Origin of the sequence: Mitsuaria sp. CC2 (assembly GCF_048957715.1) — a bacterium.
Lineage (GTDB): Bacteria > Pseudomonadota > Gammaproteobacteria > Burkholderiales > Burkholderiaceae_C > Roseateles.
This window is the reverse complement of the sequence record NZ_JARVXN010000027.1, coordinates 80688-92794: the sequence shown is the minus strand read 5'-3', so window position 1 is coordinate 92794 and position 12107 is coordinate 80688. Positions and strand designations below refer to the sequence as shown.

The 12107-nt window shown below is 67.9% G+C and carries 12 protein-coding genes; 7 read left to right on the top strand and 5 right to left on the bottom strand.

What is annotated here, in order from left to right; translation table 11 throughout:
• Positions 1 to 274 precede the first annotated feature (274 nt).
• Both PV762_RS18165 and PV762_RS18160 read right to left on the bottom strand, forming a co-directional pair.
• On the bottom strand, positions 275 to 754 hold the full coding sequence (locus tag PV762_RS18165; protein ID WP_067270239.1) for a peroxiredoxin: 480 nt from the start codon (positions 752 to 754) through the stop codon (positions 275 to 277).
• 184 nt (positions 755 to 938) lie between these two features.
• Positions 939 to 1313 carry an Mth938-like domain-containing protein gene (locus PV762_RS18160; protein ID WP_421036406.1) on the bottom strand — a complete coding sequence of 125 codons (375 nt, stop codon included), beginning with the start codon at positions 1311 to 1313 and terminating at the stop codon, positions 939 to 941.
• Between the two features lie 154 nt (positions 1314 to 1467).
• On the opposite strand from PV762_RS18160, the gene PV762_RS18155 reads away from it, so the two are divergent.
• The 5 genes from PV762_RS18155 (at position 1468) to PV762_RS18135 (ending at position 7036) form a co-directional block, all read left to right on the top strand.
• Positions 1468 to 2694 carry a pyridoxal phosphate-dependent aminotransferase gene (locus tag PV762_RS18155; RefSeq protein ID WP_421036405.1) on the top strand — a complete coding sequence of 409 codons (1227 nt, stop codon included), beginning with the start codon at positions 1468 to 1470 and terminating at the stop codon, positions 2692 to 2694.
• A gap of 27 nt (positions 2695 to 2721) precedes the next feature.
• Complete coding sequence (locus PV762_RS18150; RefSeq protein WP_421036404.1) at positions 2722 to 4032, top strand: homoserine dehydrogenase; 1311 nt, start codon at positions 2722 to 2724, stop codon at positions 4030 to 4032.
• Positions 4029 to 5438 (top strand): threonine synthase, encoded by a 1410-nt coding sequence (gene thrC / locus PV762_RS18145; protein ID WP_421036403.1) that lies wholly within the window; start codon positions 4029 to 4031, stop codon positions 5436 to 5438. Before PV762_RS18150 ends, thrC begins: the two co-directional genes overlap by 4 nt.
• Positions 5439 to 5517: 79 nt before the next feature.
• On the top strand, positions 5518 to 6756 hold the full coding sequence (gene glp / locus PV762_RS18140) for a gephyrin-like molybdotransferase Glp (protein WP_421036645.1): 1239 nt from the start codon (positions 5518 to 5520) through the stop codon (positions 6754 to 6756).
• Positions 6757 to 6784: 28 nt separating this feature from the next.
• On the top strand, positions 6785 to 7036 hold the full coding sequence (locus PV762_RS18135; protein WP_421036402.1) for a MoaD/ThiS family protein: 252 nt from the start codon (positions 6785 to 6787) through the stop codon (positions 7034 to 7036).
• Between the two features lie 30 nt (positions 7037 to 7066).
• Here PV762_RS18135 and PV762_RS18130 read toward each other — a convergent pair whose 3' ends face one another.
• Positions 7067 to 7879, bottom strand: coding sequence for a thioesterase family protein (locus PV762_RS18130; protein ID WP_421036401.1), 813 nt, complete (start codon positions 7877 to 7879; stop codon positions 7067 to 7069).
• Between the two features lie 320 nt (positions 7880 to 8199).
• Between PV762_RS18130 and PV762_RS18125 the strand changes: the two genes are divergently transcribed.
• Entirely contained in the window at positions 8200 to 8529 is a 330-nt protein-coding gene (locus PV762_RS18125; protein ID WP_421036644.1) for a type II toxin-antitoxin system RelE/ParE family toxin, read from the top strand.
• Between the two features lie 34 nt (positions 8530 to 8563).
• Entirely contained in the window at positions 8564 to 8770 is a 207-nt protein-coding gene (locus PV762_RS18120; RefSeq protein WP_421036400.1) for a helix-turn-helix domain-containing protein, read from the top strand.
• 22 nt (positions 8771 to 8792) lie between these two features.
• Here the strand turns inward: PV762_RS18120 and PV762_RS18115 are convergent, their stop codons facing one another.
• Together PV762_RS18115 and PV762_RS18110 are read right to left on the bottom strand one after the other, a co-directional pair.
• Positions 8793 to 10457 (bottom strand): flavin monoamine oxidase family protein, encoded by a 1665-nt coding sequence (locus PV762_RS18115; RefSeq protein ID WP_421036399.1) that lies wholly within the window; start codon positions 10455 to 10457, stop codon positions 8793 to 8795.
• Positions 10439 to 12073 carry a polyamine aminopropyltransferase gene (locus PV762_RS18110; RefSeq protein ID WP_421036398.1) on the bottom strand — a complete coding sequence of 545 codons (1635 nt, stop codon included), beginning with the start codon at positions 12071 to 12073 and terminating at the stop codon, positions 10439 to 10441. The genes PV762_RS18115 and PV762_RS18110 overlap by 19 nt, the downstream gene beginning before the upstream one ends.
• Between the last annotated feature and the right edge of the window lie 34 nt (positions 12074 to 12107).

Below are 12107 nucleotides of genomic sequence, written 5' to 3'. Positions count from 1 at the left end.
CGATGCCGACCAGGGGTCATGCCCCGGGCCTGACGGGCGCTGGCGATGCCGGAGGTGTCGGCGGCATCGGTGGCCTCGAATTCGCTTGCGGACCCCAGAAGACAAAAAGCCGCACCGGGGCCGGTGCGGCTCGTTCTCGGGAAGTCGTTCGCTGCGATCAGGCACAGGGGCATGCGACTGATTATGCACAACTCCCGGCCCCCGTCCGTGACGGACGGAAGAAGTTCGGACGCGCGCAACAGACGCGCGGATCCGGCGTGCGGTCAGGCGCCGGTCAGGCGGCTTCCTTCTTGAGGGCCTTGACGGCCTTCAGGACTTCCTCGACGTGGCCGGCGACCTTCAGCCCCCGCCACTCTTCGCGCAGGATGCCCTGGGCGTCGATCAGGAAGGTCGAGCGCTCGATGCCCTTGACCTTCTTGCCGTACATGATCTTGTTCTTGACCACGCCGAACATGTGGCAGAGTTTCTCTTCCGTGTCGGCGATGAGCTCGAACGGCAGTTCCAGGTTCTGCTTGAACTTGTCGTGCGAGGCCATGTTGTCGCGGGAGACTCCCAGCACGACGGCGCCGGCCTTGACGAATTCCTTGTGATGATCGCGGAACTGCATCGCTTCCGTCGTGCAGCCCGGGGTGTTGTCCTTCGGGTAGAAGTACAGCACCACGACCCGTCCCAGGAATTCCTTGGGAGTGAACTTCACGCCTCCCGTGGCAAGAGCTTCAATGTCCGGGAGGGGTTTGTTGAGCGCTGGCGTCATGTGGCGTTCTTCAGAGAGATGTGCCCGGGTGGGCATAGCCAGCGATTATACGTTGAATGGGTCGTTCCTCGCCCCCTCTGACATGGACGAGTGATTGGCCTCCCTGAGAGGGGGAGGCGGGCCGCGGCGGCGGCGGCGTTTGCGGACGTCCGCGGGCGCCCGCAGGCGCGCGCTCAGGACGCCGTCAGGCCTCGATCAGCAAGGCGGCGAGCACCGCTCGACCTTCGCTGGCCAGCACGTTGTAGGTGCGGCAGGCGGCGCCGATGTCCATGGTCTCCATGCCGATGCGGGCCTGGATCAGGCCCCGGTACAGCGCGGGACGGACGAAGCGCAGCTTGGAGCCGCTGCCGAAGATCACCAGCTCCGGCTTGAGCTTCAGGATGCGCTCGAAGTGCGCCTCGTTGAGGTCCTCGAAGCGGGTGACGTCCCAGTTCTCCGGCTGGCCCTGCCACGGCACCAGCACGCTGTGAGCCTGCTCGACGCCGTTGACCCAGACGTGGTGCAGGTCGTGGGCGGAAATCATGTTGCCGCCGAGCGGCTGGTCGGGTTGAAATTTCATTGAGGGTGATTCTGGCAGCGACGGAGGGTGTGTCCCCGCGGGCGTGGGATTACCCGCGATTACCCTGTGTTTAAATCGATGGCCCCGATTTTCCCCTGCGCGCGCTTCTCGTGAAACCCGAAGGACGCGCCCTGAAACCTCGCCCGGAGTCATCTTGAGAACCGTCGCCAAGTCCAGCAAGCTTTCCAGCGTCAGTTACGACATCCGCGGACCCGTGCTGGACAAGGCGCGGCAGATGGAGGAAGAGGGTCAGAAGATCATCAAGCTCAACATCGGCAACACGGCGGTGTTCGGGCTGACGCCGCCGGACGAGATCGTCCAGGACATGATCCGCAACCTGGCCGACGCCGGCGGCTACACCGACAGCAAGGGCCTGTTCGCGCCGCGCAAGGCGGTGGTGCATTACACGCAGGAGAAGGGCGTGCGCGGCGTGACGGTGGACGACGTCTACCTGGGCAACGGCGCGTCCGAGCTGATCCAGATGGCGATCAACGCGCTGGTCAACGACGGCGACGAGATCCTGATCCCGTCGCCCGACTTCCCGCTGTACACGGCGGTGGTGGGCCTGTCGGGCGGACGCCCGGTGCACTACCTGTGCGACGAGGGCAGCGGCTGGCTGCCGGACCTGGCGGACATCGAAAGCAAGATCACGCCGCGCACCCGCGGCATCATGGTCTGCAACCCCAACAACCCGACTGGCGCGCTGTATCCGGACGACGTGCTGCTGGGCCTCATCGAGATCGCGCGCCGCCACGAGCTGATCGTCTTCGCCGACGAGATCTACGACAAGACGCTCTACGACGGCAACACCCACACCAGCATGGCCAGCCTGGCCGACGACGTGCTGTTCGTGACTTTCAACGGGCTGTCCAAGAACTACCGCAGCTGCGGCTACCGCGCCGGCTGGATGGTGGTCTCGGGCGAGAAGCGCCATGCCCGCGACTACATCGAGGGCCTGAACATGCTGGCCTCGCTGCGGCTGTGCGCCAACACGCCGGGCCAGCTCGCGATCCAGACGGCGCTGGGCGGCTACCAGAGCATCAAGGACCTGGTTGCGCCGACCGGCCGGCTCTGCCACCAGCGCGACCTCGCGTACGAGCTGCTGACGCAGATCCCCGGCGTGAGCGTCGTCAAGCCCAAGGCCGCGCTGTACATGTTCCCCCGCCTCGACCCCAAGATCTACCCGATCGAGGACGACCAGCAGTTCGCTTACGAACTGCTGGCCGAAGAGAAGGTGCTGATCGTCCAGGGGACGGGCTTCAACTGGCAGGCCCCCGATCATTTCCGGCTCGTGTTCCTGCCCAACACGGACGATCTCCGTGAAGCCATCGGCCGCATCGAGCGATTCCTGGCGCAATACCGCAAACGCCACGCACGCTGACCTCCCGACCTTCTGAAAGACAAGACGATGAACCCGATCAAAGTTGGCCTGCTAGGCATTGGCACCGTCGGCAGCGGCACCTTCCAGGTGCTGCGCCGCAACCAGGAAGAGATCCGTGGACGCGCCGGCCGCGGCATCGAGATCGCGATGGTGGCCGATCTGGACGTGGAGCGCGCGCGCAGCATCGTCGGCGACGCCTGCACGGTGGTGTCCGACGCGCGCGAGGTGATCGCCAATCCGGAGATCGACATCGTCGTGGAGCTGATCGGCGGCTACGGCATCGCGCGCACGCTGGTGCTGGACGCGATCAAGGCCGGCAAGCATGTGGTGACGGCCAACAAGGCGCTGCTGGCGGTGCATGGCAGCGAGATCTTCGCCGCGGCGCGCGAGCAGGGCGTGATGGTCGCCTTCGAGGCGGCGGTGGCCGGCGGCATCCCCATCATCAAGGCGCTGCGCGAAGGTCTGACGGCCAACCGCATCGAGTGGATCGCCGGGATCATCAACGGCACGACCAACTTCATCCTGTCGGAGATGCGCTCCAAGGGACTGGACTTCGCGACGGTGCTGAAGGAGGCGCAGCGGCTGGGTTATGCCGAGGCCGATCCGACCTTCGACATCGAGGGCGTGGACGCCGCGCACAAGGCCACGATCATGGGCGCGATCGCGTTCGGGATCCCGGTGCAGTTCGAGCAGGCGCATGTCGAGGGCATCACGGCACTGCAGGCGACCGACATCAAGTACGCGGAGCAACTGGGTTATCGCATCAAGCTGCTGGGCATCGCGCGCAGAAGAGAGAACGGCATCGAGCTGCGCGTCCATCCGACGCTGATCCCGGCGGGCCGACTGATCGCCAACGTCGAAGGCGCGATGAACGCGGTGCTGGTGCAGGCCGACGCGGTCGGCACGACGCTGTACTACGGCAAGGGCGCGGGCGCGGAGCCGACGGCCTCGGCGGTGATCGCCGACCTGGTCGACATCACGCGCCTGGCCACGGCCGATCCGGACCACCGCGTGCCGCACCTGGCCTTCCAGCCTGACGCGATGAACGACACCCCCATCCTGCCGATGGCGCAGGTGCAGACGGCGTTCTACCTGCGCCTGCGGGTGGCGGACCAGGCGGGCGTGCTGTCGAGCATCACGACCATCCTGGCCGAACACGAGATCAGCATCGACGCGGTGCTGCAGCGCGAGTCGGCCGAAGGTGAGAGCCAGACCGACCTGATCATCCTGACGCACGACACGCAGGAAGGCCGCATGAGCGAGGCGCTGGCGAAGATGCAGGCGCTGACGACGGTGCTGGCGCCCATCGTGAAGTTGCGCAAGGAAGAGCTGGCGTGAAATACCTCAGCACCCGAGGCGATCAGGGCGAGCGCCACTTCTGCGACATCCTGCTGGAGGGCCTGGCGCCCGACGGCGGGCTCTATCTGCCGACCTCGTATCCGCAGATCGATGCCGCCACGCTGGCGCGCTGGCGCGGCCTGTCGTACGCCGACCTGGCGTTTGAAATCCTGTCGCTCTACATCGACGACATCCCCGCCGCCGACCTGAAGGCGATCGCGCACCGGACCTACACGGAAGCGGTCTTCGGCACGCCGCAGATCACGCCGCTGAAGCCGCTGGAGCCAGGCCTTGCGCTGGTGGCGCTGTCCAACGGTCCGACGCTGGCGTTCAAGGACATGGCGATGCAGCTGCTCGGTCAGCTGTTCGAGTACGAGCTGCAGCGCCGCGGCGAGACGCTCAACATCCTGGGCGCCACCTCCGGCGACACCGGCAGCGCCGCCGAGTACGCGATGCGCGGCAAGGCCGGCATCCAGGTCTTCATGCTGAGCCCGCACGGGCGCATGAGCCCGTTCCAGCAGGCGCAGATGTTCAGCCTGCAGGATCCCAACATCCACAACATCGCCGTGCAAGGCGTGTTCGACGACTGCCAGGACATCGTCAAGGCGGTCTCGAACGACCTCGCGTTCAAGCGCGGTCACCGCATCGGTACCGTCAACTCGATCAACTGGGCGCGGCTGCTGGCGCAGGTCGTCTACTACTTCGCCGCCTACTTCCAGGCGACGAAGACCGACGGCGAGCGCGTGAGCTTCACCGTCCCGTCGGGCAACTTCGGCAACGTCTGCGCGGGCCATGTGGCGCGCATGATGGGCCTGCCCATCGAGCGTCTGGTCGTCGCGACCAACGAGAACGACGTGCTCGACGAGTTCTTCCGCACCGGCGTCTACCGCCCGCGCGGCGCGGCGCACACGCTGGAGACCTCCAGCCCGTCGATGGACATCTCCAAGGCGAGCAACTTCGAGCGTTTCGTGTTCGACCTGCTGGACCGCGACGGCGACCGCGTGAATCGGCTGTTCGGCGAGGAACTGGCCTCGAACGGCTTCTTCGAGATCACGGCGGAAGAACGTGCCCGCATCGGCGAGCGCTACGGCTTCGTCTCCGGCCGCAGCACGCATGAGGACCGCGTGGCGACGATCCGGCTGTGCCACCAGCAGTACGGCGTCGTCATCGACACGCACACCGCCGATGGCCTGAAGGTCGCGCTCGCGAAGCGCGAGCCGGGGGTGCCCATGCTGGTGCTGGAGACGGCGCTGCCGGCGAAGTTCGCCGTCACCATCGAGGAAGCGCTGGGCATCGTGCCGCCGCGTCCGGCCGCGCTGGACGACCTCGAATCGCGGCCGAAGCGGGTGAGCGTCATGCCGGTCTCGGTGGATCAGGTCAAGCAGTTCATCGTCGACCATGTCTGACGCGAAGCACGCTCCGGGTGCCGCCGCGGCTTCCGCAACGCCAGCGGCTGCTGCCAGCGCAGGCGCACCGCGCGCGCCGATGATGCCGATGGAAGAAGCGCTGGAGCGCCTGCTCTCGCAGGTCACGGCCCTGGGTCGGACCGAATCCGTGACCACGCCGCTGGCGCGCGGCCGCGTGCTGGCGCAGGACCTGGTGTCCCCGCTGGACGTGCCGCCGTACGACAACAGCGCGATGGACGGCTACGCGATGCGCGCGGCCGACGTCGCCGCGTTGGGCGGCGAGGGCACGGTGCTGCCCGTGTCGCAGCGCGTGCCGGCGGGATCGGTGCCCCAGCCGCTGCAGCCGGGCACGGCGGCGCGGATCTTCACCGGCGCGACGGTGCCCGAAGGCGCCGACTCGGTGCTCATGCAGGAGCAGTGCGAGGCGATCGCCGATGCCGCAGGCGCGGCGGGAAGCCTCGGCCAGGTGCGCATCAACGGACCGCTGACGGTGGGCCTCCACATTCGCCGTCGAGGCGAAGACCTGCGCGTCGGTCAGCCCGTGCTGAGCGCCGGCATGCGTCTGAATGCGGCATCCCTGGGCTTGGCCGCGACGGCCGGTGCGGCGGCGCTGACGGTGGCGGCGCGCCCGCGCGTCGCGTTGTTCTCGACCGGCGACGAACTGGTGCTGCCGGGCCAGCCTTTGGGCCCCGGCCAGATCTACAACTCCAACCGCACGACGCTGCACGCGCTGCTGCTGGCGATGGGCTGCGAGGTGCGCGATCTCGGTATCGTGCCCGACACGCTGGAAGCGACCCGCGCGGCGCTGCGCGAGGCGTCGAAGGACACGGACCTGATCCTCAGCTCCGGCGGTGTGTCCGTCGGCGAGGAAGACCACCTGAAGCCCGCGCTCGAACGCGAAGGCCGGCTGGACCTGTGGCAGATCGCGATCAAGCCCGGCAAGCCGCTGGCGTTCGGCGAGGTGACCAGCACCGGCGGCCGCACCTGGTTCATCGGACTGCCGGGCAACCCGGTGTCGAGCTTCGTCACCTTCCTGCTGTTCGTGCGGCCGGTGCTGCTGCGGATGCAGGGCGCGACGCAGCTGGTGCCGCGCGCCTTGCCGCTGCCGGCCGAGTTCACCTGGACCAAGGCCGACAAGCGCCGCGAGTTCCTGCGCGCGAAGCTGAGCGACGCGGGCGGACTGCAGCTGTTCGGCAACCAGAGCTCGGGCGTGATGAGCTCGGCGGCCTGGGCCGATGGACTGATCGATCTGCCGCCGGGCAGCATGGTGACGCCGGGTCAGGTCTTGCGCTTCATTCCGTTCAACGAGCTGTTCTGACGAATCGACCCGAGAGAATCGACCCGAGATGACGATCACCGTGCGCTACTTCGCCTCGCTGCGCGAGGCCCTGGGGACCGACGAGCGCTTCGCCCACCATGCCGGCGCGACGCTGGGCTCGATCCGCGACGCGCTGATTGCCAGCGATGCGGCGCACGCGGAGGCGTTGGCGCGCGGCCGCGCGATCCGTTGCGCGCTGAACCAGCAGATCCTGCCCGAGGACACGCCCGTCGAGGACGGCGCGGAAGTGGCGTTCTTCCCGCCGGTCACGGGCGGTTGAGTCCGGCGGCGACGCAGTCGACGTCGCCCCTCATGCCTTGAAATAGACCATCTGGTGCGTGCTGGCCAGCATGTGGCCGTCGTCGCTCCAGACTTCGGCGGTCTGGTCGAAGTAGCCGTTGCGGAAGTTGAGCGCCTTCGCCATCGCGAGCACGTGGCGCTCGCCCTGTTGCGCGAGCATGACCGAGTCCGCATGGAAGTAGGTCGTCAGCGTGACGGTGCCGATCGCGCCGGGCTGGCGGCGGCGGACGAAGATCCGCGGGAAGAAGCTGTCGCAGATCGCGGCGAGGGACGGGAAGTCCATCGGTCGCGCGGGTTCGTCGCGGACCCAGTAGCGGCTGATCGAATGCGGCTGCTCCTGGCCGTCGAACGGCCCCGGCGCGAAGCCGGGCAGGAAGCGCATGTCATAGCGCGAGACCCAGGCCGGCAGGAAGCCGACCTTCGGTAGCGGCTTGAGCTCGGAAGCGGGCGGGATGTCCGCCGGCAGTTCGGCCTCCTTGGCGGACCAGGTCTCGCGACGCTGCGCGAAGACGGCGCTGCCGGTGGCGGCGACCTCGCCGTTCTGCGTGAGCTCGAGCACCCAATGCTGCGTCGACCGGTTCGTGCGGGCGGGTCGGGCCTCGACCTCGAAGGCGCCGTCGGCGAGCGGGCTGCAGAAGTTGATCGTCAGCGCGATCGGCTCGCCGATGCGCTCTGAATGCAGCAGCGCGGCGTTGAGCATCGCCGCGCCGGTCGTGCCGCCGAACGGTCCGACCATGTTGGCGTAGGCCGGATTCGTCGCGCCGGCGAAGCGGTGGCCGCCGGCGGGGGCGAGGAGGATGGCTTGGTCGAGCTCGTGCGGCATCGGAAGAATCCTTGAACGGCGAAGGTGGGCACATTCTGCGCAGGGAATGCGCTCACCGCTGTCACCTCAACGACCGAATCGAGCAGGGCATGTCCGCGGAGCGTCCATTCGATCCCCCAACAGAAGGCCTCCTTCAGGACGAGATTCCCAAGCGCAGGACGCCGCACTGATCGTCATCGCAGTTTCGCCGGAGATCGACGTGATCGGATCGGTGTACGTGGTGGAAGGCTTTCGCCGATGGATGAGCAAGCAGGTCTTGAGCGAGCGCGACCTGTGCCGCGCTGTGGCTGAAATGGCACGGGGATTGATCAGACGCAAATCTGGGTAGTGGACTGGTGAAGAAGCGGATCGCACGATCCGGGGCTGGCAAGCGAGGCGGGTATCGCGCGCTCGTCGCCAATCGCCGCGGCGGTCCGTGGTTCTTCATCAAGGGCTTCGCCAAAAACGCGATGGATGACGTCGATGAGGGGACGCGTTTGCTTTGCGCGGAGATGGCGCGTGAATTGAACGGCATGAATGAGGCGAGCCTGTCTGAGGCCGTGACCAATCAAGAACTGAAGGAGTTGAGCTGTGATGAGGAAAAGGAAGAACGAAACGGTGCTGGAGATGCTGCGCCTGAGTCGTGCACTCCACGCATGCGGCGCATTTGATGACAACGCGGCCAGGAGGATCGAGCATGCGGGCATGCTGCCCCCGGAGCCGCTGACCCCGGAGGACTTCCAGGCGATCCTGGGGCAGCCCTCTTGCAACGTCTACTCAGTGGCACGCATGCTCAACACGACGGATCGGCGCATTCGTCGATGGGCGCAGGGGCTGGGCAAGCCCAAAGGCGCGGAGCTCAGGCTGCTGCGCATGATGCGGGACCGGGGCGTGGACGCGGTGTTCCCGTGAATCCAGGCGCGCGCGATCTCGCTCAAGTGCTCCCGCGACGCCTGTCCAGAAACCGGGCGGCCACGGTCTCACCTTGCGTGAAGGCCTCTTCGAACACCGAGTAGCCTGCCAGGTCCGCATGCGCGAAGTGCAGCCGGCCGTGCGCTTGCTCGCGCAGCGCGGCCAGCGCCTGCGATCCTCGCAGTCCCGGATGCGGGATGCTCATCGCGTGCCCGTAACGCATGAGCTCGGCGCGCTGCAGCCGCTCCGGCAGGTCGGGATGCAGGGGCGCCATGTCCGAGAGCACGTGGGCGCTCCAGGCGCGCCAGTCGTCCTGCAGCAAGTCCTTGCGCTGAGACTCGCGCAGCGAGCGGTAAGCGGTCAGCACCATCGGGCCGCGGCTGGGATCGAGGTCCTGCTGGTTTGCGTTGACGTAACCCAGCGCCTCGCCGCCGTAGGCAACGTTGTCCCAGGACATCGGCACGCCGAGCCGCTCCAGCGGCGGCGCGTCCAGCAGCAGGTTCGCGACCAGCCATGGCGCGTAGCGCATGGTGCCGGCGGCTTCCGTCAACGCGGTCGGTGGTTGCTCGGGCAGCCGCGCCGCGATGAACAGCGGCATCGCCATCACGACCTGATCGGCTTCCCAGCACTCCGCAGCCTGTTCCTTGTCGTTCCAGACGAGCACCCGCACGCCGTGGCGCTCCTCGCGCACGCGCAGCGCCGTGCGGCCACCATGGAAGGCGTCCGCCAGCGGTGCGGCCAGACGTTCCGACAACCAGCCGTTGCCTTGCGGCCAGGTCAGCACGGCTTCGCGTTCCTCGCCGCTCATGAAGCCGTGACGGCTGCCGAAGTAGTGCAGCCCCGCCCACGCGGACACCTGCGTCGCATCGGCGCCGTAGTCGTCGCGGCAGCAGTAGTCGAGGTACCAGCGCAGCGGCGCCGCGGTCAGTTGATGCTCGTCGAGCCACGCGGCGAAGGTCTTGGCATCGAGCGCCTGATGCGCCGACGTCCACGCGTGGTGGGTGCTCGGCATCGCGAAGCCGACCTCGTGCCGCGCCTGGTCGACCAACTCTCCGAATCGGCGGTACTGCGCCTGCACGTCCGGCGACTCCGCCGGCGGCAGCAGGCCGTCGACCCACTGGTCCCGCCACCAGAGCCGCTCCTGCGGGCTGTGGCAGAGCCAGCGCTCCTCATACACGGTCTTGCCGTGTTCCTGACGCGCGAGGCCGAGGTCTTCCAGCAGCGCCCGCACCTCAACCGCTTCCGGCCCCGGTGTCGGCAGGTAATGCGCGCCGAGCGGGCAACGCAGGCCTTCGCCTAGAGCAGGCCCCGCGCCGATTCGATGACCGCGGCTGTTGCCGCCGGGGCGGTCCTCCAGATCCAGCAGCGCGACATCGACGCCTTGCAGCCGCAGCCGACGCGCGCAGGCCAGTCCCGCGATCCCCGCGCCGAGCACCAGCACCTGCGCGCGCCTGGGCGCGCCGGTGGCCGCCGACCAGACGGGCAGGGCACCTCGCAGCCGATGGCCGCGTTCCCAGTTCGCGCCGGTCCAGCCGCCGGGGAGTTCCGCAAGGCGCTCCGCCAGCCGGTCGGCGAGCGGCCGCGCCTCGCGCCCGCATGCGGACAGCATCGGCACGAGCGACGCCGCGAGCGAGGCCGTCAGCGTGCGCGTCAGCAGGTCGCGGCGCTTCAATGCAGCTTGCCCCATTCGCGTTCGAACTCGTGGACCAGCACCTGGTTGGAGAGCCGGTTCACTTCGAGGTGTTCCGGCCGCGCCATGTCCGTCGGGAAGCTCATCAGCGCGGGCATGCCGTCCAGGCTCAGGAAACGCAGACCGTCCGGCAGCTGGCGCGGCATCGACCAGGGTCGCCGGCTCGCCAGCACGAAGCCCCATTCGCCGAAGCTCGGGACATGTGCGTGGTACGGCGTGGCGGTCAGACCGACCGACTCCACCGTGTTGACGACGGTCCAGAACGCGCGCGGCGCCACCAGCGGCGAGGTCGACTGGATCACCGCGTAGCCGGAGGCGCTGAGGTGCTGGTCGACCATCTTGTAGAGACTGGCCGTGTACAGCTTGCCGAGCGCGAAATTGCTTGGATCGGGGAAGTCGATGACGATGACGTCGAAGATCTCGTCGGCCGTCTCCAGCCAGGCGAAGGCGTCCGTGTTGACGATGCGCAGCTTCGGGCTCAGCAGCGCGTCCTTGTTGAGCCCCTTGAGCAGCGGCATGGTCGAGAACAGCGTCGTCATGTGCGGGTCGAGCTCGACCAGCGTGATCTGCTCGACCGACGGATAACGCAGGATCTCGCGCACGGCCATGCCGTCGCCGCCGCCCAGCACCAGCACCTTGCGCGGCGCGCCCTGCGCGGCCATCGCAGGGTGCACCAGGGCCTCGTGATACCGGTACTCGTCGCGCGAGTGGAACTGCAGGTTGCCGTTGAGGAACAGCCGCGTGCCCGCCGCGCCCTGCGTGACGACGATGCGCTGGTAGTTGCTGCTTTCCTTGAAGACGATCTGCTCGCCGTAGAAGCGGTCCTCGGCCCAGGTGCTGAGCCGGTCGGCGCCGGCCATGGCCGCGGCGAGGATCCCGATGGAGACCGCGCAGGTCACGGCGTGGGACCGCCAACTGCGCAGTTCCGCGCGGAACAGCCACAGCGCCCACACCGCGACGGCGACGTTCAGCAGCCCGAAGAACAGGCCGGTGCGCACCAGTCCGAGGTTGGGCACCAGCAGCAGCGGGAAGGCGACGGCGACCAGCAGCGCGCCGAGGTAGTCGAAGGTGAGCACCTGCGACACCAGCTCCTTGAGCGCGTAGCGCTGGCGGAAGTGGCGCTTGAGGATGCGCATCACCAGCGGGATTTCCAGGCCGACCAGCGTGCCCACGAGCAGTACCAGTCCGTAGAGCAGCACGCGGAAGCCGGCGACCTGGGACGGCGGCAGCAGGCTGTGCGCGGTGAAGAGCGCGGCCGGCATCAGACCGCCGACGACGCCGACGAGCAGTTCCAGGCGCAGGAAGTGCGCGACCAGTTGCCGGTCGATGTAGCGCGACAGCCAGGAACCCACGCCCATCGCGAAGAGGTAGGCGCCGATGATGGTCGAGAACTGCAGGACCGAGTCGCCGAGCAGGTAGCTCGCGAGCGCGCCGGCGGCCAGCTCGTAGACCAGGCCGCAGGCGGCGATGACGAAGACGCTGGCGAGCAGCAGGACCTCGGGCAGCGAGGCGCGCGCGGGAACGTCGTCGACGGTGGGTTCGTGAGGCTCCTGGGGCTCTTGCGGCTCTTGCGGCTCTTGGGATTCTTGGAGCTCTTTGGGCGCTTGGGACATGGGGCGCGAGGCTATCACGCGGGCGAAGCGGAAT